A 22483-nucleotide genomic window follows, 5' to 3' on the forward strand; every position below is an offset into this window, starting at 1 on the left:
CAGCCGCGTGGCCCACGGTCACGATAGCGCCCGCGCCGCGCCGCCGGGAGCCAGCTCCTGCTCCGTCCAGATGGTCTTGCCGCGGTCCCCGTAGCGGCTGCCCCAGCGGTGGGCGAGCTGGGCGACGAGGAAGAGGCCGCGCCCGCCCTCGTCGGTGCTCCGCGCCCGGCGCAGCCGCGGCTGGGTGTTGCTGGGGTCCGACACCTCGCACACCAGCACGTGGTCGCGGATCAGCCGCAGCCCGACCGGGCCGCCCGCGTAGCGGATGGCGTTGGTGACCAGCTCGCTGACGATCAGTTCGGTGGTGAAGGACTCCTCCACCAGCCCCCACGCGGACAGTTGGGCCCCCGCGTCCTCCCGGGCGGCCTGCACGGCGGCCGGGTCGGCAGGGTACTCCCAGAAGGCGATGTCGCTCTCGGGCACCGCGCGGGTGCGGGCCAGCAGCACGGTGACGTCGTCGTCGGGGTGGTCGGTGTCCGGATGGCGCCGCACCAGGTCGGCGCTGATCCGGTCCAGCGGCCGGGGCGGCATCGCGGTACCGGGCCCGGTGGTGGGAGGGCACAGCCGGCCCAGGTCGTCCCGCAGCCGTTCCATCCCCGCCTCACGGTCGTGGCCGAGCAGCCCGTCGGTGTACAGGGCCAGCACACTGCCGGGCGGCAGCCGCACCGTGGTCACCTCGAACGGGTTGTCCCCGACGCCCAGCACCGGCCCCGGCACCAGCTCCGGATAGCTGACGCTGCCGTCCGGCAGCACCACGGCGGGCGGCGGATGCCCCGCACTGGCCATGCTGCACTCGCGGCTCACCGGGTCGTAGACGGCGAACAGACAGGAGGCGCCGACACTGTCCGGCTGGTCGGCCTCCTCCTTCATCCGCTGCATCAGATCGTCGAGGCAGGTCAGCAGCTCCTCCGGCGGCAGGTCCAGATCGGCGAGGGTCTGCACGGCGGTGCGGGCCCGCGCCATGGTGGCGGTCGCGCGCAGCCCGTGGCCGACCACGTCCCCGACGACCAGTGCGAGGCGCAGTGAGGACAGCGGGAACGCGTCGAACCAGTCGCCGCCCACACTGGCGCTGCCGCCGGCCGGCAGATACGAACCGGCGGTCTCCGCGGCCGACGACTCGGTGGCCGCCGGCGGGAGGAGACTGCGCTGGAGAACGAGCGCGGTGCGGTGCTCGCGCGTGTACCGGAACGCGTTGTCCAGTATCTCCGCGGTCCGCTGGCACAGCTCCTGGAGGAACGCGGCGTCCGCGTCCTCGAACGGCGCCGGATTGCGGACCCGGAAGACCTGGACGTAACCGAAGAAGCGCCCGCCGTGGTAGAGCGGGCAGCCGAGCGAGTCCCGCATCCCCTCCGGCAGCATCCGCGCGATCAGCGCGGGATCGTGGCCCAGGACACGGCGGGCCCGCTCCGGCCCCGCCGACAGCACCTCCCCGACCTGGGTGACGGCGTTCTCCGGCCGCTCGGGCACCACCGGCACCGGCTCGCCCACCTGCACCAGGTGCGCCGGCCACTCGCCCTCCGCGGCCTTCGCGGCGACCCGGCGCGGGGCGGACGCCGCATGACCCGGATAGCCCAGCGGAGGGTCCCGGCCCTGGAGCACGTCGTCGGGGAAATCCACACTCGCCAGTTCGCCCAGCGCCGGCACCAGCACCTCGGCCAGGTCCCTGGCGGTGCGCACCACATCCAGCGACGAGCCCAGGGCGAAGGCCCGCTCGTACGCCTGGACGAGGCGGCGCCGGGCGCGCTGCCGCTGCGAGATCTCCCGCGCGGTCACCACCACGCCCCTGGGCTCGCCCAGGGGCCCCTCCATGCGCAGACACGTCAGCGCCAGGCCCGTCTCCGAGCCGGGCGTTCCCACCCCGTACTCGGCGGCCACCAGGGCGGTCCCCTCCTCGGCGACCCGCCGGAAGGCGTCCCCGGACAGCCCTTCGCCCTCCATGCTGGGCAGCGAGGTCAGCCAGTCGTCACCGGCCCCCTCGGGGCGCAGCGCCTCGAACGCCGGGTTGGCCCGGACGGTGCGCATCTCCATGTCGAGCTGCACCGCCGGAATCCGGTCCTGCGCCAGCAGTTCCCGGGCCAGGGACTGGTCGGGACCCCGCCCGGTGCCCGGCCCCGGGACGACGGCCACCACCAGGGTGCCGGGCCCCTCGTCGGCGGCCAGCAGCCGCACGTCGGCCGTCACCGCGTGCCCGTCCCGGTGCCGCAGCCGCACCCGGCGGACCCGCCCCGCGACCGGCTCCACGGCCCCGCGCTCCAGATCGGCGCCGGCGGCCGGCCCCCGGACGGTGGCAGCGCCCGCCGTACCCGCACCCCCGGCCGCGGCATCCTCCCGCGCGACCAGCTCCCGGCCCAGGGTGCCGACGACCTCGTCGGCGCTCCAGCCCAGCAGCCGGCCGGCGGCGCGCGACCACCAGCTGATACGGCCCTCACCGTCCAGGAGCGCGGCGGCGACGCCGTCGAAGCCGGGGGCGGGGCTGTCGTCCAGCGGCTGCTGGGCGGGAGGCTCCACGTCACTCCTCCGTGGTCGGCCTGGTACGGACAGTGGTACGCGGGCCCGCCCCGCGCACACCGGGGACCGTTCGCTCCGTCCCCTCCAGCAGCATGCACCCGCACCGCCGGACGGGCACCTTCGCGGGAAGTCCAACAACCCCGTACGCATGTCCATGGGCAAGCGCGCCCGAGGTCGCAAAAGGTGGGGCGCCGAAGGCGACCTGCACCCGAACGGGAGGGGCGGAACCATGACGAGCGGTGGAACCGGCGCGGGTGTCACCCGCAGGCGTGTGGTGGCGGCCGGTGCGGCGGCGGGCGTGGGCGGCGTCGCCGGCCCCGCCCTCGTGTCCGCGGCCGGGCCCGCCGCCGCGGCCCGGCAGGCGGGCCCGGCCACGCACACGCTGCGCAGCCGCGAACTGGAGGTGACCGTCGACGCGGCCTTCCCCGCATCGTCGGCTACACCCACACCAGGACCGGCAAGCGGCTCCACGCCCAGCAGGAGCCCGTCACCACGCTGCTCGTCGACGGGCAGGAGCACACCCCGAAGGTCACCGCCGGACCGGGCGAGCACCGCATCACCTACACACTCACCCTGGCGAGCGGCACCCGGCTGACCGTCGCGATCGAGGTGGAGGACGACCGGGTGCACTGGCGGGTCACCCGCATCGACGAGGCCCCCGGCGGGCGGATCGGCACCCTCCAGCTGCCCGGACTGGCCTTCCTCACCGTCCGCTCCGACCAGGGGCCCCGGCCCGTGCTGTACGCGGCCCGGGTGGAGCTGGACAAGAACGGCAGCGGCGACACCCTCATCGAGCTGACGTCCGCCACCGGCACCGATCCGCAGCCGGTGGGCTGCGCCTACGCGGTCGTCGCCACGGGCGAGCTGGCGGCGGCGATCGAGACGAACACCTGCTACGACAAGCCCGCCGAGACCAAGGGCGCCTCATGGGACAACGGCCGGCTGTGGCGGCAGACGGCCGACGCCGGCCAGGGAGTGCGCGCCGCCCGGCTGACCTGCGGCCAGTGGACGTACCGGGCGGCCGGCGCCGGACCCGCGCAGACCGAGCCGCTGCCCTGGGCCACCGTCATCCTCACCGGCGACCGCAACGGCGACGGGGTGGCCGACTGGCAGGACGCGGCCATCGCGATGCGCGACATCATGGTCGACCCGCAGGGCGCCGACGAACAGCACCTGCGGGTGGTGCCGCACATCCCCTTCAACTTCGCCAGCCAGGCCACCAACCCCTTCCTGACCACCCTCGACCAGGTCAAGCGCATCCATCTGGCCACCGACGGGCTGCGCCAGTTCACCCTGCTCAAGGGCTACCAGTCCGAGGGCCACGACTCGGCGCACCCCGACTACGCGGGCAACTACAACGAGCGGGCCGGCGGCCTCGCCGACCTCAACACCCTGCTGCGCGCCGGCCGCAGGTGGAACTCCGACTTCGCGGTGCACATCAACGCCACCGAGTCGTACCCGGTCGCCCACGCCTTCTCCGAGGAACTCGTCGACAAGACCGACGAGCAGTGGGACTGGCTCGACCAGTCCTACCGCATCGACCAGCGCCGCGACCTGGTGTCCGGGGACATCGAACGACGCCTCGCCGACCTGCGCCGGGACACCGACAAGGGCCTCACCTCCCTCTACATCGACGTCTTCCGCGAGTCCGGCTGGACCTCCGACCGCCTCCAGCGGGTGCTGCGCGACCAGGGCTGGCGGGTCACCACCGAATGGGGCCACGGCTTCGAGAGGTCCGCGCTGTGGTCACACTGGGCGACCGAGACCGACTACGGCGGCGACGGCTCACGCGGCATCAACTCCCGCCTCATCCGCTTCCTGCGCAACCACCAGAAGGACGTGTTCGCCGACAAGTGGCCCACCCTGCTGGGCGCTCCCCGGATGGGCAACTACGAAGGCTGGCGCGGCAAGACCGACTGGCACGCCTTCTACGAGCTGATCTGGACACACAGCCTGCCCGCCAAGTACCTCCAGGCCAGGCCCCTCCGCACCTGGACCGAGCACGAGATCACCTTCGAGGGCGAGGAGGCCACCTCCGTCACCGACACCGGAGGGCGGCGCCGCATCACCACCGACGGCCGCACCGTCTACGACGACGGCGCCTACCTGCTGCCGTGGGAGCCGCGCAAGGCCACCGACCCGGCGAAGCTCTACCACTTCAACCCGGCGGGCGGGCGCACCACCTGGCGGCTGCCCGCCGGCTGGTCCCGCGCCCGGACCGTGTACGTCCACCCCCTCACCTGGCAGGGCCTCGGCGAGCCGCAGCGGGTGGCCGCCTCGGGCGGGCGGATCACCCTCACCGCGAAGGCGAAGCAGCCGTACGTGGTGCGCCGCACCCCCGCGCCCGCCCGGCCCGACCCGCGCTGGGGCGAGGGCACCCCGCTGGCCGACCCCGGCTTCCACTCCGGCGGGCTCGACGCCTGGCGGGTCGAGGGCGAGGCGCGGGTGGAGCGCAACGCGCTGGGCGACCCCGAACTGGTGCTGGCCCCCGGCGGCGCCGCCGGGGTCTCCCAGCGGCTCGCGCGGCTGAAGCCGGGCGCCTACGCCGCCTCCGTGCAGGTGCAGGTGGGTGACAAGGCGGGCGACCGGCGCCGTGCGGCCCTCACCGTCCGCACCGCCGACGGCGTCACCGCCGAGAACTGGACCGAGACCTCCACCGCCGTCAACCATGTCGCCGCCGACCTCAAGCACGGCACCCGCTTCCAGCGGATGACGACCTGGTTCACGGTGCCCGAGGGCGGCGGCCCCGTCACCCTCGCCCTCACCGCGAAGACCGGTGACGTGCCCGTCCGCTTCGACCACGTACGGGTGGTGCCCGGCACCCGTCCCCCGGTCCTGCCGGGTGCCGGGCCCGACCGGAACGGCACCCTCGCGCACGAGGACTTCGAGCACGTGCCGCAGGGCTGGGGACCCTTCGTCAAGGGCGACGCGGGCGGCGCCACCGATCCGCGCACCCACATCGCCCAGCGGCACGCGCCCTACACGCAGCGCGGCTGGAACGGCAAGGCCGTCGACGACGTGGTCGACGGCGGCCAGTCCCTCAAGTCGCGCGGCGAGAACACCGGTCTGGTGTACCGCACCGTCCCGCACACTGTCCGCTTCCGGCCCGGCAGGACCTACCGGGTCTCCTTCCGGTACGAGAACGAGAAGGAGGGCCAGTACGCGTGGGTCACCGGCGTGGACGAGCCCGGCCCGCGGGAGCTGGACCGCCGGCCCCTGCCCGTCGCCATCGAACCGGCCACCCTCGCCCACGAGTTCACCGCACCGGAGCGGGGCGAGGCGTGGGTGGGGCTGCGCAAGACCGGCGACGACGGCAAGGCCGAGTTCGTCCTGGACACCTTCACCGTGACGGAGGTGACCGACTGACCGGTGACTGACCAGGGTTGACGCCCGTACGCTGCTCACCGGGTCGAGTGAGGGGAGCACGTACGGTGGCCGAGCACCGTTACCAGTCGTGGATGCGGTACTTCACCCCCGGGCCCGTGCACCACCGCCTCGGACTGGTCTGCCTCGGCGTCGGCATGCAGCACGGCGCGCTGCCCCCGGTCGGCCCGCGCACCCTGGACCACCACGTCGCCGTCGTCATCAGCGCCGGCCGCGGCTGGTGCACCCACCCCGACGACACCCGGGGCCGCCGCCACGAGGTGGTGGCCCCGGCCCTGCTGTGGATCACCCCCGGCGTCCCGCACCACTTCGGCGCCGACCCCGTCGAAGGCTGGGACGAGAGCTTCGTCGACTTCACCGGCTCGGCGGTGACCGCCTACACCGAACTGGGCTGCATCGAGCCCGGCCGCCCCCTGGTGCCGCTCACCGACGCCGGACCGGCCCGCGCCGCCATCGCCCGCGTCGCCCGCGCGGCCCGGCCCGGCAACCCGCTGCTGGAGATCGAGGCGGCAGCCGCCGTCCACGAACTCCTCGTCGCCCTGCGCCGGGCCCGCGCCGACACCACCGCGGACGGCGCCCCCGTGCTGGAGGCCCTGGCCCGCGACGCCTTCCTGCCGCTGTCGGTGGCCGAACACGCCGCCCGGCACGGTATGACCGCCGCCGAACTGCGCACCGCCGTACGCCGCAGCGCGGGATGCAGCCCCAAGGACTATCTGCTGGGCATCCGGCTGGGCCGCGCCAAGGAACTGCTGGCCGGCACCGATCTGCCCGTCTCCACCGTGGCCCGGCGCGTCGGCTACGACGACCCGGCCTACTTCTCCCGCCTGTTCACCCGGCGGGTGGGCACGCCGCCCGTCCAGTTCCGGGCCGCCCAGTCCCGCAAGGTCCCCGGCGGCTACACCAGCCGCGTACCCGATCCCGGCCGTCCCCCCAGGGTGCCGCCGGCCCGGTAGCGGCCCGGCGGCACCCCGGCCGGGGTCAGACGGTGGCGGTCACCGGGTCGCGGCGCGCCACGTCCACCAGCGACATATCGGTGATCTTGAGGCTGGGGGAGACCGCGAGCGTCAGCGTGGAGACGCTCATGAACGGGTTGAGGTGCCGCCAGCCCCACTCCTCCAGCGCCGAACGCACCTCCCGCGCACCGGCCGCCACCTCGTCGGCCGCCGCCGGCGACATCACCCCGCCCACCGGCAGCGGCAGCCGCGCCGCCGTGGCACCGTCCCCGTGCACCACGGCCACACCGCCGCCGTCCGCCACCACCTGCGCGGTGGCCGCCGCCATCGCGGCGGGGGAGGTGCCGATCGTCAGCAGATTGTGGCTGTCGTGCGCGTACGTGGTGGCCACGGCACCCGGCGCCAGATCGGGGCCGAGCAGCGGCGCGAAGACCGTGCCCTGCCGTCCGTAGCGGTTGTGCACCCGCACCAGGGCCGCGCGGCCCTCCCACCGGACCTCACCCCCGGCCACCGGCAGCACGATCTCGACCGCCTCGGTGTAGGTGTCGCGCGGATTGGTCCGCATCGCGCGGAACGTGTGCTCACCGTCGGGCAGATCGACCAGCCAGCGGAAATCCTCCGGGCCGGGGGAGGCGGCCCGCACGGTGCCGGTGAGCGGCCCGCCGGCCGCCGGCCCGCCGGCGGCGCTCCCCGCGCCGCCCTCCCGGCGGACACCCTCCCCGGACTCCGGTTCCGGCGCGCCGTCGCGGGCCACCACCCGGCCCCCGGCCAGGACCACCGCGGGGTCGAAGTCGCCCAGCGCGCCGCGCAGCAGCACCAGATCCGCCCGCTTGCCCGGCGCGACCACACCCCGGTCGTACAGCCGCAGCCGCTGCGCCGGTGTCCAGGTCATGGCCCGCAGCGCGGCGGCCGGCGGCAGCCCCGCCCGGACGGCGACCCGGCCGATGTGGTCCAGATGCCCGGCCCGCACGATGTGGTCGGCGGCCAGGTCGTCGGTGACCAGGCACAGCGGCGGCAGCTGCGGCAGCGCCAGCAGGGCCTCGACCACCTCGGGCAGCAGACACTTCTCCTGGAGCATCATCAGCATGCCCAGCCGGGCCTTCTCCAGGACGACCTCGGTGCGGTTCTTGGTGTGGTCGGAGTCGATGCCCTGGGCCATGTAGGCGCTCAGCTCCGCGCCGCTCAGATTGGGGCAGTGGCCGTCCAGCAGGGCGCCGTGCTCCCGGGCGACCCCGACGACGCCGCGCATCCGCGGTTCGCCGCCGACCACCGCGCGGTAGTCCATCACCTCGCCGAGCGCGACCACGCCGGGCCAGCGCAGCATCGCCGCGACGTCGTCGGCCCCCAGATCGGCGCCGGAGTGCTCCAGCCCGCGGACCGCCGGAACGCACGAGGGGACGCCCCACAGCTGGGTCTGGGCGGTCCCGCGCCCCTCCTCGATCATCCAGCGCATGGCCTCGGCGCCGGCCACGTTGACGATCTCGTGGGGGTCGGCCAGCACCGTGGTGGTGCCGCGCGCCAGGGTGACGGCCGCGAACGTGCGGGGCGTCAGGAACGAGCTCTCGATGTGCATGTGCGCGTCCACGAACCCGGGTGCCACCAGCAGGCCGGTGGCGTCCAGGTGGGCGCGGGCGGCGGCGCGCGTCCCGGGCGGGACCACCCCGCTGATCGTCTCGCCGCGCACCAGCACGTCGGCGGCGAACTCCTCACCGGTGAAGGCGGAGACGACGGTGCCGCCGCTGATGCGCAGGTCGTGCTCGTCCTCGGGGGTGCCGGCCGTGCCGGGGGTGTCGTTGCGGGTCATCGGATGTGTCCTTTGCGAGTCCTTCGCCGGTGCGGCCGGCGGTCAGGAGACGAGCGTGTAGAAGTAGTAGCCCAGCGGGATCATCACGATCCACAGACCCCACGGGATCTCGCGGAAGCGTCCCGCCGCCGCCTTGATCAGCACGTGCGCCGCGAGGCCGACGGCGATACCGGTGCCGAAGTTGCCGAAGAAGACGGTCGTGGCGACCAGCAGGGCCGCGGGCAGCGCGGTGGTGGGCTCGCTGAAGTCCACCTTGCGCAGCGCACCGAGCATCGTCAGCCCGATGTACATCAGCACCGGCGCGGTGGCCGCCGACGGGATGAGGGTGGCGAACGGGGTGATGAGCAGCAGCGCGGCGAAACCGCCCGCGGCCACCACCGAGGACAGCCCGGTGCGTCCGCCGCTGTCCGCGCCGGCCGAGGACTCCAGATACGCCGTCATGCTGGGCGCGCCCAGCCCGGCGCCGCCGATCACCGCGGCCGAGTCGACGTAGAAGGGGCGCCGCATCCGGGGCAGGTTGCCGTCGGCGTCCAGCAGCTTCGCCCGGCCGGAGACGGCCAGCAGGGTGCCCGTCATGGAGAAGAACTCCGAGACGAAGAAGGCGAAGATGTACGGGAAGTACTCGGGCTTGAGCGCGCCGAGCACATCCACGTGGAAGGCGACCGGGCCGGGGCTGTCGGGGGCACCGAAGAGGTGGTCGGGCAGCTCGGTGACCCCGGCGGGGATACCGGCGACGGTGACCGCCGCCATGGTGATCAGGAAGGCGCCGGGCACCTTGCGGGAGGAGAGCGCGGCCAGCAGCACCAGCCCGCCCAGGGCGAGCAGCGCCGGGGCCTGGGACAGATCGCCCAGGGTGAGGCTGTTGCTCTGCGGCTTGGCCTCCACCAGGCCGCTGTCGCGGAAGCCGAGCAGCGCGATGTAGAGGCCGAGGCCCGCGCTGATCGCGTACTTGAGGTTGAGCGGCATCAGCCGGGTGAGCAGGTCGCGGATGCCGAAGAGGGTCAGCAGCAGGAAGGCGACACCGGACCACAGCACCATGCCGAGTGCCGCGTCCCAGGGCACGTGGTCCTGGCCGACGAGGGTGACCGCCACCAGCGCCACCCCGCCGAGGCCGGGGGCCAGCACGAAGGGCAGGTTGGCGGCCAGTCCCATGGCGAGCGTGGCCAGGACGACGGCGAGGATGACGGCGGTGGTCACCGGGCCGTGCGGCATCCCGGCCTTGGCCAGCTGTCCGGGCACCACGACGGCGGCGTAGGCGGTGGCCACGAACATCGACAGGCCGGCCAGCACCTCGGTGCGGGGCGTACTGCCCCGGGCGCGGACGGCGAACCACCGCTCCAGCAGGGAGTTGCCGGACGGGCTGGGCTGCGGGGGCGGTCCGGCGGTCGCGGTGCCGGTGCCGTCCGGCCGCGTGGTGCCGGGCTGCCCCGGGGGCGGGTTGTCGGTGTGGGGCATCGCTACCTCGGGTGCGCGGGCCGCGGGGGGAGCGGCGGTTCGTACGGGATCGGGGAGCGCGGGCTCCGGACACGGGCGCCGTGCGGGGCGGGACGCCGCGACGGTGGGGGTGCCGCCGGGAGTGGGCGTCCGTGCCGGGCACGGGGTGTGTGGCACGGTCTCTGCAACCGGTCTCTGAAACCGGTTGCAGAGACCGGTTGCAGATAGGATGACACGGACCGGTCCGCGCGGGAAGACCGGCAGAGGGGAGCAGCGTGCCGACGCTCGCGGACGTGGCCAGGGAAGCGGGGGTCTCCAAGGCCACCGCGTCCCGCGCGATGATGCGGCCCGACATGGTCGCCGCGCCCACCCTGGAACGGGTCAGGGAGGCCGCACAGCGCCTGGGCTTCCAGCCCAACCGGGCGGCACGCGCACTGACCACCGGGCGCACCGGACTGCTGGGACTCATCGTGCCCACGCTCGCCAACCCGTTCTTCTCGCCACTGGTCCTCGGCGCCCAGCAGGCGGCCGAGGACACCGACAGCCATCTGCTGCTCGGCGTCTCCGAGTACGACCCCGAACGCGAGGCCGTCCTCGCCGAACGCCTCGGCGAACAAGCCGACGGACTCGTCCTGGTCGCCCCCGTCGGCGACGACCGCACCCTGCGCGCACTGGCCCGCCGCCGCCCCGTCGTCCTCGTCGACCGCCGGGTGGGACGACTGCCCGCCGTCGTCCTGGACACCGCCTCCGGCACCGCCGAACTCGTCCACCACCTCGCCCGGCTGGGCCACCGCGACATCGCCTACCTGTCCGGCCCGCCCGGCTCCTGGGCCGACCGGGAACGCCGCAGCGCCGGGGAGGAGGCCGCCGCCGCGCACGACGGCAGGCTCCATGTGCGGGGCCCGCTGCCGCCCACCTACGACGCCGGGGTGGCCGCCGCCCGCGACCTGCCGCCCGCCGCCACCGCCGTCGTCGCCTACAACAGCTATCTGGCCCTCGGCCTGCTGCACGGCCTGGGCGCCGCCGGACTGCGCGTCCCCGAGGACCTCAGCCTGGCCGCCGCCGACGACCTGACGGCCCTGGGCGCCACCGATCCGCCGGTCACCGCGCTCGACGTCCCGGTGGCCGAGGCGGGCGCCCTGGCCGTCTCGCGGGTGCTCCAGGCCGGCTCCGGCACCCGCCCCGCGGCCACCACCCGGCTGGCCACCCGCCTCCAGCCCCGCGGCTCCACCACCCGCCCGGGCCACCCCGACTGAGCCCGCGCGCGGGCGGGCCGGTGTCGGGGTGCCCGGTGTCGGGGTGCCCGGTCTCGGGCGGCTCGGCGTTGGGCGGCCTGATGTGGGGCCGCACGGCCTCGGGCCACCCGGCCTGCGACTGTCCGGCCTCGGGCCACTCGGCCCCGGGCCACCCGGCCCCCGGTCACGTGGCCCGGGGCCGGTCAGGCCCGCTCCTGCCGGGTCAGGAGCGGCGCCAGCGGGTCGTGCTCGTCCAGGAGTGCGGCGACCTCCGCGGCGGTGGGGCCGGTGGCCGGGCCGCGGCGGGTGACGGCGACCGACGCGGCGACGTTCGCCCCGCGTGCCGCCTCGGAGGGGCGGGCGCCGTGCCCCAGCAGGGCGAGGAACGCGCCGACATGGGCGTCGCCCGCGCCGTTGCTGTCCACCGCTTCCACCGGCCGCCCCGGCACATGCACCGGGGCGGCGCCGGCCTCGGCCAGCCAGCAGCCGTCCGCGTCGCCGCGCACCAGCACCCCGGCGCCGGGACGCAGCCGGTCCACGAGGGCGCGGGCGGCGGCGTCCGCGTCCGCGAGCCCCGTCAGCAGCCGGGCCTCGCGGCGGTTGCAGCTGAGCCAGTCCACGCGGGAGAGCACCCGCGCCAGCCGGTCCGCGTCGATGTCGGCGACCAGCGGGCCGGGGTCCAGGCACAGCACCACGCCCGGGGCCAGGTCCTCGGCGAGCGCGGTGAGCCGTTCACCGGCACCGGCGTGGACGAGCCCGTACCCGGAGAGCTGCACCAGGTCGCCGGGCCGGGGTTCGGCCGCCAGCAGCCGGGCCTCGGCGGCGCTCAGTTCGCCCTCCACGCCGGTGGCGGTCACGAAGGTGCGTTCGCCCTCGGCGTCCACCAGGGCCACGCAGTAGCCGGTGTCCCGGCCGGGGCGGGGCGTGAGCAGCGGGGTGACGCCCTCGGCGGCCAGCGCGGAGCGCACCAGGTCGCCGAACGGGCCGGTGCCGTGCCCGCCGCCGTAGACGGCGGGCAGTCCCATCCGGCGTGCCGCGGCCAGCACGTTGAAGCCGCCGCCGGCGGTCTGCACCGCGTGCGAGGCCAGCACGTCGCCGCCCCTCTCGGGCAGCCGCGGGACGCGCAGCACCATGTCGACGATCACGCTGCCGGCCAGGATCAGCCGCGGTCCGGCCGGCGGCGGTGTTCCGTCCGCGTTCATCGGGCGGCTCCTTCCCCGGTTCCGGCGGCGGGCGCGACGGCCTCGCCGGCCCCGGCTGCTTCCTCGGTGGCGGTCGTACGGGCGGCGGGACCGGCGGCCGTGCCGCCGTCCGCCGTCCGGGCCGCAAGGTCCGCTTCCGCTGCCGCCGCCGCGTCCTCGCGCCGGGTGCGTGCCGCCTCGGCGCTCACGGCCCGGTCCAGCGGGTGCAGCAGGCTGTACCCGACGGCGGCCACCGCGAAGGTCACCACCCAGCCCAGGCCGTTCTCGCCCAGCCAGCTGTGCGAGAAGGGCCCGGAGAACCACACGTCGGTGTCGCTCGTCTTGGCCTCCGTCAGCAGCAGCCCCACGACGATGGCGACGGCCCACGACAGACAGGCCGACCAGGCGAAGCCGCCGTTGTACCAGTAGCGGCCGGACCGGCCCGGCCGCATCAGCGCCTCCGGGTCGTAGGCGCGGCGCCGCAGCATGTCCACCGCGAAGACACCCACCCACGCGGTGATGGGCACCGCCAGCAGGGTCAGGAAGGTGGTGAAGGGGCCGTAGAAGTCCTTGGCGACGAGCATGAAGTAGATGCCGCCCGCGAAGGTGATCACGATGTCGAGGCCGACGGCGACGGTGCGCTTGGCGCGGACGCCGAGGGTGACGAGCGTCAGGCCCGCCGAGTAGACCGACAGGTGGTTGGAGAGCAGCAGCCCGCCGAACGCGGCGATCAGGTACGGCACGGCCATCCAGGAGGGCAGCATCGCCTTGATCGCGGCCACCGGGTCGGAGGCGGCGGCCAGCGAGGTGTCACCGGCAGACAGCAGGGAGCCCAGGGAGATCAGCAGCACCAGCGGGATACCGGCGCCCCAGGCGGAGGCCAGCACCAGCCGGCCACCGGGCACGGAGCGCGGCAGATAGCGGGCGTAGTCGGCGCCCGCGTTGGCCCAGCCGATACCGGTACCCGCCGCGATCACACCGATTCCGGCGATCACGGCGCTCATCGGCGCCGCCGGCGCGTGTGCCACCTTCGCCCAGTCGACCGTGGCGGCCAGGAATGCCATGACCACCAGGTTGAGCAGCCCGAACACATAGGTCGCCCACCGGTTGATCCACATGATGGCGGCGTGCCCGAGCCCGCTGATCAGCAGCGTGCAGGCGATGAACACCAGCAGACACACCAGCGTCAGCACGGTGTTGGCGTGTGCGCCGAAGACGATGGCCAGCAGCGACAGCAGCGCGTAGGCGGCGGTGGTGGTGTTGACCGTCTCCCAGCCCACCCGGCTGATCCACGTCACCAGCGTCGGCCCGGTGTTGCCGCGGCGGCCGAAGACGGCGCGGGAGAGGGTGAGGGCGGGGGCACCGCCCCGCTTCCCCGCGATGCTCAACGCGCCCACCAGCGCGAACGATCCGAAGGCGCCGATGACGGCGACGAGGACCGCCTGCCAGATGTTGAGCCCCCGGAAAGCGACCAGCGTCGCGCCCAGCGGCAGGCCCAGGATCGAGATGTTGGCCGCGAACCAGGTCCAGAACATCTGGTTGGCGGCTCCGTGCCGTTCGGTGTCCGGCACCGGTTCAATGCCGCGGGTCTCCACGGCGCCGACCAGCTCACTCCTCTTCGAGTCAGCCATGGCCCGACCTCCTTGTGAGGCGATGGGCGGGGAGCGGTGCTCCCCGCGGACATGAGGAGCGTGCTCCTCGGGAACATCCGGCCCGAGCGGGCCGGCCCCCCCACAACGGGGTTCAGGCGTCGCCGCCGTCGGGACGCGCACCGGCCGCCACGGGGGCCGCCGGGCAGGTGTCGCGCAGCGCCAGCAGAGCGGCGGCGAGCGGCTCCAGATCCAGGCCGTTGACGGATCGCAGGGTGGCCACGGCATCGGCGGGCAGGCCGCGCAGACCCGCCACCGCACCGGCGACGGCACCTGCTATGGCACCGATCGTGTCGCAGTCCCCGCCCAGGTTGGCGGCCAGCAGACAGCACCGCCACGGGTCGTCACCGGCGAGCGCCAGCACCGCGAAGGCGGCCGGCACCGACTCCTGCGAGGCGACGCTGGTGCCGATGAGCTTGCTGATCGTCTCGACGGTCGCCTCGTCGTCCGGGTCCAGCCCCGCCACGGTGGCCCGCGCCCAGCGGATACGGGCGGCGATGTCGGCGCCCGCCACCCAGTTCCCGCGCCGGGCACCGGCCTCGGCGGCGGCCTCGGCCGCGTCCATCGCCTCGTCGAGCGGTGCTCCGGCGACCGCGCTGCTCACCGCGGCGGCGACCGCCGCCGCACCCGCGATGCCGATGGTGGTGTCGTGGGTGACCTGGCAGGACTCCACCACCCGGTCGACGAAGGCCTCCAGCGGCTGTACGGGGAAGGCCACCCCGACGGGGGTGACGCGCATGGCGGCGCCGTTCGTCGTGCCCGTCCGGCCGGCCTCCTGCGTCGGCACGCCCCGTGCGACGGCGTCCAGCGCCGCCTTCGTGGAGGGCCCCAGCAGGTCCAGGGAGCCCTTGGCCTTCATCCCGGCCTCCCACTCCAGCAGGGCGTGGGCGAACCGTTCGGGGTCGATCCGGCCGCCGCTCCCGGTGAGCAGCCGTCCGACGATGAGGGCCTGGTCGGTGTCGTCCGTGATGCTGCCGGCGGGCAGCCCCGCCGCCACCGGGTTGTCGGGCGGTCCGGCCTCGAAGCCGGTGACGCGGCCGAAGCGGGCCGCGATGACGGACCGCGACATGATCTGGGTGGGCATGCCCAAGGCGTCGCCCAGGGCGAGCCCGTAGAGGGCTCCCGCCGCGCGGTCGGTGCGCGCGTCGTGCGGGTCGTGCGGGTCGTGCATGAGGGGGTGCTCGCGGCTTTCTGTCGAGGTGGGTGGTGCTGCTCAGAGGGCGCCGGGTTCGCCGAAGCTGGTGCGCAGTTCGAAACGTGCCGGGTCCAGCAGGCTGACGACGTGTTCGAGGACGGCGCCGGTGGGGGAGCGCCCGATGCGGGTGACCCGCAGGAAGGACGTCCCCTCCGCCCGCCGCAGCTGTGCCGCGTCCGCGGCGTCCAGCGGTACGGCGGTGGCCCGCTGCTCGCCGGAGGCCACCACCAGTCCGGCGGCGGCCAGGGTGGCGGTCAGCGAACCGTCCACGAGTCCGGTCCGCGGCACGTCGGCCAGCCCCGGGTACAGCGGCACCCGGCTGCGTTCGAGGGAGACCCGGTCGCCGCCGGCGAGGGTGCGCATCCGGTCGACGGCCAGGAAGTGGTCGTCGTCCAGGCCCAGTCGTGAGCTCAGATCCGGTTCGCGCACGGTCTCCAGCCGCAGCACGGTCGTCTCGGGCGTCACGCCCTGTTCGGTCAGCGCCTGTTTCCAGCCGTGCCGGTTGTCCAGGGGAGCGCCGTCGAAGCTGACGAACGAGCCGATGCCGGGGTGGGTGCGCACCAGTCCCTCGTCGGCGAGGGAGCGCAGGGCCGCCCGTACGGTGGACCGGCTCACCGAGAAGCGCTCGGTGAGGGCGTGCTCGCCCGGCAGCCGGGTCCCGTCCGGCAGGGTCCCGCGCCGGATCTCCCGGCTCAGGATGCGGGCCACCCGCTGATGCTTGCGTGCCTGTTCGGACATGTCCGCACCGTAGACGTACCTGTCCGAACCTGTCTGTTCCGTGGGTCACACCAGGACAGCTCAGGACAGCTCGGGACCGCCTGCGCGCACGGGCCACGGGCTCCCGGAACCGGGCGGCGGCCCGCCCGGTCGCCGCCGGTTAAGCTCGGTCGATGAGCAGCAGTGAGATCGAGCAGGCCGACCCGTCCGTCCGGGCGGAACTGGGCGCGTTGCGGGACAGCATCGACAACATCGATGCGGCGGTGGTGCACATGCTCGCGGAGCGCTTCAAGTGCACCCAGCGCGTCGGCCGCCTCAAGGCCGACCACAGCCTGCCCCCGGCCGACCCGGCCCGCGAATCCCGCCAGATCGCCCGCCTGCGCGCCCTGGCCAAGGACGCCAAACTCGACCCCGCCTTCGCCGAGAAGCTGCTCAACTTCATCATCGCCGAGGTCATCCGGCACCACGAGCAGATCGCCGACGGAGTCGAGCCGGGCGGCCACCCCGGGACGGCCGCCGCCTCCCACGACTGACCCGGCAACACCGGACACACGCGAGCGCGCCCGGCCCTCGCCCCTCGCGGGGCAGGGGGCCGGGCGCGCTCGCGGTACGCGGGGTCTCGGCGGGCGGACCACCGAGGCCGGAACGCAGGGGTCGGGGCCGGATCGCCGGGCGGCCTCAGCGGACCGCAGGACCCTCAGCGGGTCAGCGCAGAGTCTCAACGGATCGCAGGACCGACCTCCAGCGGGTCAGTGCAGGTCTCAGCGGGTCCCAGGACCCCCAGCGGGGCAGCGCAGGTCTCAGTGGTTCGCAGGACCCTCAGCGGTCACAGCGGGGCCCTCAGCGGGGCAGCAGGGCCCCCAGCCCGGCCGCAGCGCCCTCAGCCGGTCGCAGCGCCCTCAGCGGTCCTCCTCGCCCAGGCGGTGGACCCGGACCAGATTGGTGGAGCCGGGCACCCCCGGCGGGGAACCGGCCGTGATGATGACCAGGTCACCGCGCTCGCAGCGGCCCAGCTTCAGCAGCATCTCGTCCACCTGGTCCACCATTTCGTCGGTGCTCTGCACCATGGGACCCAGGAACGTCTCCACGCCCCAGGTCAGGTTGAGCTGGGACCGGGTCGCCGGATCGGGCGTGAACGCCAGCACGGGAATGGGGGAGCGGTAGCGCGACAGACGGCGCACCGTGTCCCCGGACTGGGTGAAGGCCACCAGATACTTGGCGCCGAGGAAGTCCCCCATCTCGGCGGCGGCACGGGCCACCGCGCCGCCCTGGGTGCGGGGCTTGCTGCTCTCCGTCAGCGGGGGAAGCCCCTTGGCCAGCATGTCCTCCTCGGCCGCCGCCACGATGCGGCTCATCGTCCGCACCGTCTCGGTCGGGTACTTGCCGACGCTGGTCTCGCCGGAGAGCATCACCGCGTCGGTGCCGTCCATCACCGCGTTGGCCACGTCGGAGGCCTCGGCGCGGGTCGGACGGGAGGCGTCGATCATCGAGTCCAGCATCTGCGTGGCCACGATCACCGGCTTGGCGTTGCGCCGGCACAGGTTGATGGCCCGCTTCTGCACCAGCGGCACCTGCTCCAGCGGCATCTCCACCCCCAGGTCGCCGCGCGCGACCATGATGCCGTCGAACGCGTCGACGATGGCGGCCAGGTTCGCCACCGCCTGCGGCTTCTCCAGCTTCGCGAGGACGGGCAGCCGGCGGCCCTCCTCCTCCATGACGCGGTGCACTTCCTTGATGTCGTGCCCGCTGCGCACGAACGACAGCGCGATCATGTCGGCGCCCATGCGCAGCGCCCAGCGCAGGTCCGCCACGTCCTTCTCGGACAGCGCGGGCACCGAGACCGCGACCCCCGGCAGGTTGAGGCCCTTGTGGTCGGAGACCATGCCGCCCTCGACGACCAGCGTGTGCACCACGGAGCCCTCGACGCGGGTCACCTCCAGCGTGACCCGGCCGTCGTCCACCAGGATGCGCTCGCCGGCCGTGACATCGGCGGCCAGTCCCGCGTAGGTGGTGCCGCAGATCGCGCGGTCGCCCTCGACGTCCTCGACGGTGATGGCGAACTCGTCGCCGCGTTCAAGGAGTACAGGCCCTTCCTTGAACCGGCCCAGCCGGATCTTCGGGCCTTGAAGGTCCGCGAGCACCCCCACGTTCCGCTTCGTCTCCTCCGAGGCGGCGCGCACCCGGTGGTAGCGCTCCTCGTGCTCGGCGTGCGTACCGTGGCTCATGTTGAACCGGGCGACGTCCATTCCGGCCTCGACGAGTGCCTTGATCTGCTCGTACGAGTCGGTGGACGGTCCCAAGGTGCTGACGATCTTTGCTCGGCGCATACCCCGACCTTAAGACTTACCCGCGCGTAAAGAACCGATGCCCGGGAATTGTCCAACGGGCCTTTACCGAAAGGACATTCAAGCTCGAGGACAACTAATAAAGTGGGCGATCACTCGCTCTGATGAGCGCGCATTCCGGCACCTCGTCTCACGCAGCGAGACACCCAGACCATCCACCCCCGGCCCTCACCCGGCCCCCCGGGGGCGGCCCGACAGCTCGGGGCCGCCCCGGCGAACGGGACGGCCCCGAACGTACGGGCGGGAGTACTCAGTCCAGCCGCGGCGGGCTCATCACGAAACGCGCGTTCACCTGGGCCCGCACCGTCTGACGCTGCGGCTCCAGATCCAGCTCAGGGGGCGGACCCGGCACCCCGCCCCCGTACCCCCGCATCACCCCGCCCGGCGCCGCCGGGAGAAGCGGCGGCGCCCCGTCCTCCGCGCCCAGGTCCGCCAGCTCCACCAGCGCCACCAGCCGCGCGCCCACCGCCTCCGCGTACTCCCGCGCCCGGGTGACCGCCTCCCGCACCGCCTGCTGCCGCGCCGCACGGTGCGCGGCCGAACCCGGCCGCAGCGACCACAGCGGGCCGCCCACCTCCGTCAACTCCAGCTCCGCCAGCCGCGACGTCAACTCACCCAGCACCGTGAAGTCGCCCACGGTGATGTCCAGCCGCACCCGCCCGTGATACGTGTGCACCCGCTCCCGGCGCCCGTGCTGCGTCAGCTCCGGCCGCACACTCAGCGTGCCCGTCGCCAGCTTCTCCACCGCCTCGCCGTACCCGCGCACCAACTCCAGCGCGTGGGCGTTGCGCCGCGTCAGATCCTCCAGCGCGGAGCGCCGGTCGGTGCCCCGCGCCGAGACGATCGCCCAGATGTGGGCCGTCTCCGGGTCGAACTGGAGCACCGACTCCCCCCGGACCGCCACCCGCGGCGCCTCCGGCGTACCGTACGGAAGCGGCTGCGGGCCGGAGTCCGGCCCGAGGCCGGAACCAGATATCTGCGTCATACGCCCACTGTGGCAGACCGCTGTGACACCGCCCCGGACGAGCCGCCCGCGCGCAGACCGAACCGCGTGAACGCCGTACGCCGCGGCAGCGGATAACACTCCCCGCCGCCCAGCGCGTTCAGGATCACCGCACTGCGGTACGCCGCCAGCCCCAGATCCGGGGCGCCCACCCCGTGCGTGTGCCGCTCCGCGTTCTGCACGAACACCGCACCCGTCACCGGGCCCTCCAGCGCCAGCCGGTAGCACTCGTCCACCACCGGCCGCCCCGCACCGTCCCGCCGCAGCAACGGGTCCAGCGCCGCCAGCAGCCCGTCCGCCGGCCGCTCCGCGTACCCCGTCGCCAGCACCACCGCGTCGGTCGTCAGACACTCCCGCTCACCCTGCTCGGCGTGCTCCAGATGCAGCTCCAGCCGCCCCGCACCCAGCCGGCCTGCCGTCCGCACCCGCACCCCCGGAGTGAGCACCACCTGCGGCCAGTCGCCGTCCAGCGCCGCCGCCCTGCGGTACAGCTCCTCGTGCACCGCCGCCAGCGTCCCCACGTCCACCGCCTTGTGCAACTGCCACTGGCGCGGCAGCAACTCGTCACGCACCCGCTCCGGCAGGCCGTGGAAATAGCGGGTGTAATCCGGAGTGAAATGCTCCAGCCCCAGCTTGCTGTACTCCATCGGCGCGAACGCCGCACTCCGCGTCAGCCAGTGCAACCGCTCCCGGCCCGGCGGACGCCGCCGCAGCAGATCCAGGAACACCTCGGCCCCCGACTGCCCCGACCCCACCACCGTCACATGACCGGCCGCCGCCAGCTCCTCCCGGTGCTCCAGATACTCCGCCGAGTGGTACACCGGCACCGACGGCGCCTGCGCCAGCGGACGCAACGGCTCGGGCACATACGGCTCCGTACCGATGCCCAGCACCACATTGCGCGCATAGCTGCGGCCCAGCGCCACCGCCTCACCGCCCGCGCCCAACTGCGTGAAATCGACCTCGAACAGCTCCCGTTCGGCGCTCCAGCGCACCGCGTCCACCTGATGCCCGAAACGCAGCCCCCGCAGCCCCTCGCACACCCACCGGCAGTACGCGTCGTACTCCGCCCGGTCGATGTGGAACCGCTCGGCGAAATAGAACGGGAACAGCCGCTCCCGCTCCCGCAGATACCGCAGGAACGACCACGGACTGGCCGGATCCGCCAGCGTCACCAGATCCGCCAGGAACGGCACCTGGAGCGTCGCCCCCTCGATCAGCAGCCCCGGATGCCAGCGGAAGGCGGGCCGCCGCTCGTAGAACTCCGCCCGCAGCCCGGACACCCCGTCGGCCAGCGCCGCCAGCGACAGATTGAACGGGCCGATCCCGACCCCCACCACATCCAGCGGCTCAGCCGCGTTCCCGACGGCCCTCACGCGCCCGTCCCCTCCTCCATGGCTTCCTCCACCAGCTTCACCACCGCCGCCAGATCACTCGGCCGCACCAGCGGATTGAGCAGCGTCACCTTCCACCACAGCCGGCCCGCCAGCGACGCCCGGCCCAGCACCGCCTGCCCCCGCTCCAGCAGCCGCCTGCGCACCCCCGCCACCAGCGCGTCGTCCCCCACCGCCGGACGGAAGACCACCGTGGAGATCTCCGGCTCCCCGTACAGCACGAACCGGCCCTCACCCCGTACCAGTTCCGCCAGCTCACCCGCCGCCGCACACGTACGCTCCACCAGCCGCGCCATACCGCTGCGCCCCAGCGCACGCAGCGTCACCGCCACCTTCAGCACATCCGGCCGCCGCGTCGTACGCAGCGAACGCCACAGCAGATCGGGCAGCCCCGCCTCCGTGTCGTCGTCCGCGTTCAGATAGTCCGCACAGTGCCCCAACGGCCGCAGCACCCCCGCGTCGGGCACCGCCAGGAAACCCGCCGCCACCGGCTGCCAGCCCAGCTTGTGCAGATCGAACGTCACACTGTCCGCACACTCCAGCCCCGCCAGCCGGCCCCGCAGCCGCTCACTGAAGACCAACGGCCCGCCGTACGCCGCATCCACATGCAGCAGCGCCCCGTACCGCCGCGCCACCGCCCCGATACCGGGCAGCGGATCGATCGCCCCCGCATCCGTCGTCCCCGCCGTCGCCACCACCAGCGCCGGCGCCCCCGCCACACCCCGCAGCGCCACCTCAAGCGCCGCCGGCTCCAGCACCCCGCGCGGCGCCGGCACCACCAGCGGCGGCTCCAGCCCCAGCAGCCACGCAGCCCGGTGCACACTGTGATGCGCGTTCGCCCCGCACACCACCCGCACCCCGCGCACACCCCCCGCACCACCGCGCCCGGAAAACCGCTCACGGAAACGCTCCCGCGCCAGCAGCAGCGCCAACTGGTTCGCCTCCGTACCACCCGTCGTCACCAGCGCGTCCGCATCCGAAGCCCGCCCCGCACCGAACACCAGCCGCGCCAACGAACGGCACACCAGCGCCTCCACCTCCGAAGCCGCCGGCGCCTGATCCCACGAATCCAGCGACGGATTCAGCGCACTGGCCGCCACATCCGCCGCAGCCGCCACCGCCAGCGGCGGACAGTGCAGATGCGCCGCACACAGCGGATCAGCCGGATCGGCCGCCCCCTGGGCAACCACCCCCACCAGCGCGTCCAACGCCGCAGCCGCACCCGCGCCCACCTCCGGCAGCACCGGCCCCGCCACCGCCCGCACCCGGCCGGCCACCGCCTCGGGGCCACCCCGCGGCAGCGGCCCGCCACGCTCCACCGCGCCCCGCTCCAACGCCGCCACCACCGTCTCCAGCAGCGGGCGGAGCGCGGCCGGCCCGGCGGCACCACCGGCCAGCAGACCGGCATCCGCATCGCAGTCCGCAGCCCGAAGGCCGCCATCGAGGGCAAAGACAGACATGGGGGCTCTTTCTCGCACGACGTACAGGCCGCGGCCCGGCATCGAACCCGACGGCGGCCACGGTTGGTTAGGCGGGCCTAACCTACGTGCCGTCCGCAACCGCACCCGGCGATCTCCGCACTACTTCGCCCGAACGTGGTAGCCACCTGCGCCCCACCCCCGCACAGCTGGTACAAGCCCCCACCCCGCCCCCCCGGCACACCCGGTACGCGCCCGCACCC

General features: G+C 74.3%; 14 protein-coding genes and 1 pseudogene. 4 read left to right on the forward strand and 11 right to left on the reverse strand.

Annotated features, from left to right (window positions below):
* Nucleotides 1-18: 18 nt before the first annotated feature.
* On the reverse strand, nucleotides 19-2508 hold the full coding sequence (locus IO40_RS0128915) for an ATP-binding SpoIIE family protein phosphatase (protein ID WP_051719244.1): 2490 nt from the start codon (nucleotides 2506-2508) through the stop codon (nucleotides 19-21).
* Nucleotides 2509-2737: 229 nt separating this feature from the next.
* Between IO40_RS0128915 and IO40_RS34200 the strand changes: the two are divergent.
* Nucleotides 2738-5874: pseudogene (locus tag IO40_RS34200) on the forward strand (endo-alpha-N-acetylgalactosaminidase family protein).
* A 92-nt stretch (nucleotides 5875-5966) separates the two neighbouring features.
* The gene (locus IO40_RS0128925; RefSeq protein WP_031176423.1) at nucleotides 5967-6845 is read left to right on the forward strand and encodes a helix-turn-helix domain-containing protein; all 879 of its coding nucleotides are present in this window, start codon (nucleotides 5967-5969) and stop codon (nucleotides 6843-6845) included.
* 25 nt (nucleotides 6846-6870) lie between these two features.
* Here IO40_RS0128925 and IO40_RS0128930 read toward each other — a convergent pair whose 3' ends face one another.
* Both IO40_RS0128930 and IO40_RS0128935 read right to left on the reverse strand, forming a co-directional pair.
* Nucleotides 6871-8649 (reverse strand): adenine deaminase C-terminal domain-containing protein, encoded by a 1779-nt coding sequence (locus IO40_RS0128930; protein WP_041968855.1) that lies wholly within the window; start codon nucleotides 8647-8649, stop codon nucleotides 6871-6873.
* Between the two features lie 42 nt (nucleotides 8650-8691).
* A complete protein-coding gene (locus IO40_RS0128935) occupies nucleotides 8692-10104 on the reverse strand; it encodes an NCS2 family permease (protein WP_016468266.1) in 1413 nt (470 codons plus the stop codon).
* 254 nt (nucleotides 10105-10358) lie between these two features.
* Between IO40_RS0128935 and IO40_RS0128940 the strand changes: the two genes are divergently transcribed.
* Nucleotides 10359-11339: a LacI family DNA-binding transcriptional regulator gene (locus IO40_RS0128940; RefSeq protein ID WP_031027254.1), complete on the forward strand. Its 981-nt coding sequence runs from the start codon at nucleotides 10359-10361 to the stop codon at nucleotides 11337-11339.
* A 182-nt stretch (nucleotides 11340-11521) separates the two neighbouring features.
* Here the strand turns inward: IO40_RS0128940 and IO40_RS0128945 are convergent, their stop codons facing one another.
* The 4 genes from IO40_RS0128945 to IO40_RS0128960 form a co-directional block, all read right to left on the reverse strand.
* Nucleotides 11522-12520, reverse strand: coding sequence for a PfkB family carbohydrate kinase (locus IO40_RS0128945; protein ID WP_031176425.1), 999 nt, complete (start codon nucleotides 12518-12520; stop codon nucleotides 11522-11524).
* Nucleotides 12517-14130, reverse strand: coding sequence for a purine-cytosine permease family protein (locus IO40_RS0128950; protein WP_016468263.1), 1614 nt, complete (start codon nucleotides 14128-14130; stop codon nucleotides 12517-12519). Before IO40_RS0128950 ends, IO40_RS0128945 begins: the two co-directional genes overlap by 4 nt.
* 112 nt (nucleotides 14131-14242) lie before the next feature.
* Nucleotides 14243-15319 (reverse strand): ADP-ribosylglycohydrolase family protein, encoded by a 1077-nt coding sequence (locus IO40_RS0128955; protein ID WP_031176426.1) that lies wholly within the window; start codon nucleotides 15317-15319, stop codon nucleotides 14243-14245.
* Between the two features lie 42 nt (nucleotides 15320-15361).
* The gene (locus tag IO40_RS0128960; protein ID WP_016468261.1) at nucleotides 15362-16081 is read right to left on the reverse strand and encodes a GntR family transcriptional regulator; all 720 of its coding nucleotides are present in this window, start codon (nucleotides 16079-16081) and stop codon (nucleotides 15362-15364) included.
* Nucleotides 16082-16233: 152 nt separating this feature from the next.
* Here IO40_RS0128960 and IO40_RS0128965 point away from each other — a divergent pair, with 152 nt between their 5' ends.
* Nucleotides 16234-16593 (forward strand): chorismate mutase, encoded by a 360-nt coding sequence (locus tag IO40_RS0128965; protein ID WP_016468260.1) that lies wholly within the window; start codon nucleotides 16234-16236, stop codon nucleotides 16591-16593.
* Between the two features lie 366 nt (nucleotides 16594-16959).
* On the opposite strand, the gene pyk is transcribed toward IO40_RS0128965, so the two are convergent.
* The 4 genes from pyk to IO40_RS0128985 form a co-directional block, all read right to left on the reverse strand.
* Nucleotides 16960-18387, reverse strand: a complete 1428-nt coding sequence (gene pyk, locus IO40_RS0128970) for a pyruvate kinase (protein ID WP_016468259.1) — start codon at nucleotides 18385-18387, stop codon at nucleotides 16960-16962.
* Nucleotides 18388-18655: 268 nt separating this feature from the next.
* Entirely contained in the window at nucleotides 18656-19390 is a 735-nt protein-coding gene (locus tag IO40_RS0128975; RefSeq protein WP_031176427.1) for an SIMPL domain-containing protein, read from the reverse strand.
* Nucleotides 19387-20784, reverse strand: a complete 1398-nt coding sequence (locus IO40_RS0128980) for a lysine N(6)-hydroxylase/L-ornithine N(5)-oxygenase family protein (RefSeq protein WP_033228499.1) — start codon at nucleotides 20782-20784, stop codon at nucleotides 19387-19389. The genes IO40_RS0128975 and IO40_RS0128980 overlap by 4 nt, the downstream gene beginning before the upstream one ends.
* The gene (locus IO40_RS0128985; RefSeq protein ID WP_016468256.1) at nucleotides 20781-22262 is read right to left on the reverse strand and encodes a pyridoxal phosphate-dependent decarboxylase family protein; all 1482 of its coding nucleotides are present in this window, start codon (nucleotides 22260-22262) and stop codon (nucleotides 20781-20783) included. Before IO40_RS0128985 ends, IO40_RS0128980 begins: the two co-directional genes overlap by 4 nt.
* Between the last annotated feature and the right edge of the window lie 221 nt (nucleotides 22263-22483).

Source organism: Streptomyces albus subsp. albus, assembly GCF_000725885.1.
Lineage (GTDB): Bacteria > Actinomycetota > Actinomycetes > Streptomycetales > Streptomycetaceae > Streptomyces > Streptomyces albus.

What these genes read in the sequence shown, in the direction of transcription:
- IO40_RS0128945 (WP_031176425.1), bottom strand. Translation starts at nt 12,520, where the DNA reads ATGAACGCGGACGGAACACCGCCGCCGGCCGGACCGCGGCTGATCCTG.
- IO40_RS0128930 (WP_041968855.1), bottom strand. Translation starts at nt 8,649, where the DNA reads ATGACCCGCAACGACACCCCCGGCACGGCCGGCACCCCCGAGGACGAG.
- IO40_RS0128965 (WP_016468260.1), top strand. Translation starts at nt 16,234, where the DNA reads ATGAGCAGCAGTGAGATCGAGCAGGCCGACCCGTCCGTCCGGGCGGAA.
- IO40_RS0128950 (WP_016468263.1), bottom strand. Translation starts at nt 14,130, where the DNA reads ATGGCTGACTCGAAGAGGAGTGAGCTGGTCGGCGCCGTGGAGACCCGC.
- IO40_RS0128935 (WP_016468266.1), bottom strand. Translation starts at nt 10,104, where the DNA reads ATGCCCCACACCGACAACCCGCCCCCGGGGCAGCCCGGCACCACGCGG.
- IO40_RS0128975 (WP_031176427.1), bottom strand. Translation starts at nt 19,390, where the DNA reads ATGACGCAGATATCTGGTTCCGGCCTCGGGCCGGACTCCGGCCCGCAG.
- IO40_RS0128925 (WP_031176423.1), top strand. Translation starts at nt 5,967, where the DNA reads ATGCGGTACTTCACCCCCGGGCCCGTGCACCACCGCCTCGGACTGGTC.
- IO40_RS0128955 (WP_031176426.1), bottom strand. Translation starts at nt 15,319, where the DNA reads ATGCACGACCCGCACGACCCGCACGACGCGCGCACCGACCGCGCGGCG.
- IO40_RS0128985 (WP_016468256.1), bottom strand. Translation starts at nt 22,262, where the DNA reads ATGTCTGTCTTTGCCCTCGATGGCGGCCTTCGGGCTGCGGACTGCGAT.
- pyk (WP_016468259.1), bottom strand. Translation starts at nt 18,387, where the DNA reads ATGCGCCGAGCAAAGATCGTCAGCACCTTGGGACCGTCCACCGACTCG.
- IO40_RS0128960 (WP_016468261.1), bottom strand. Translation starts at nt 16,081, where the DNA reads ATGTCCGAACAGGCACGCAAGCATCAGCGGGTGGCCCGCATCCTGAGC.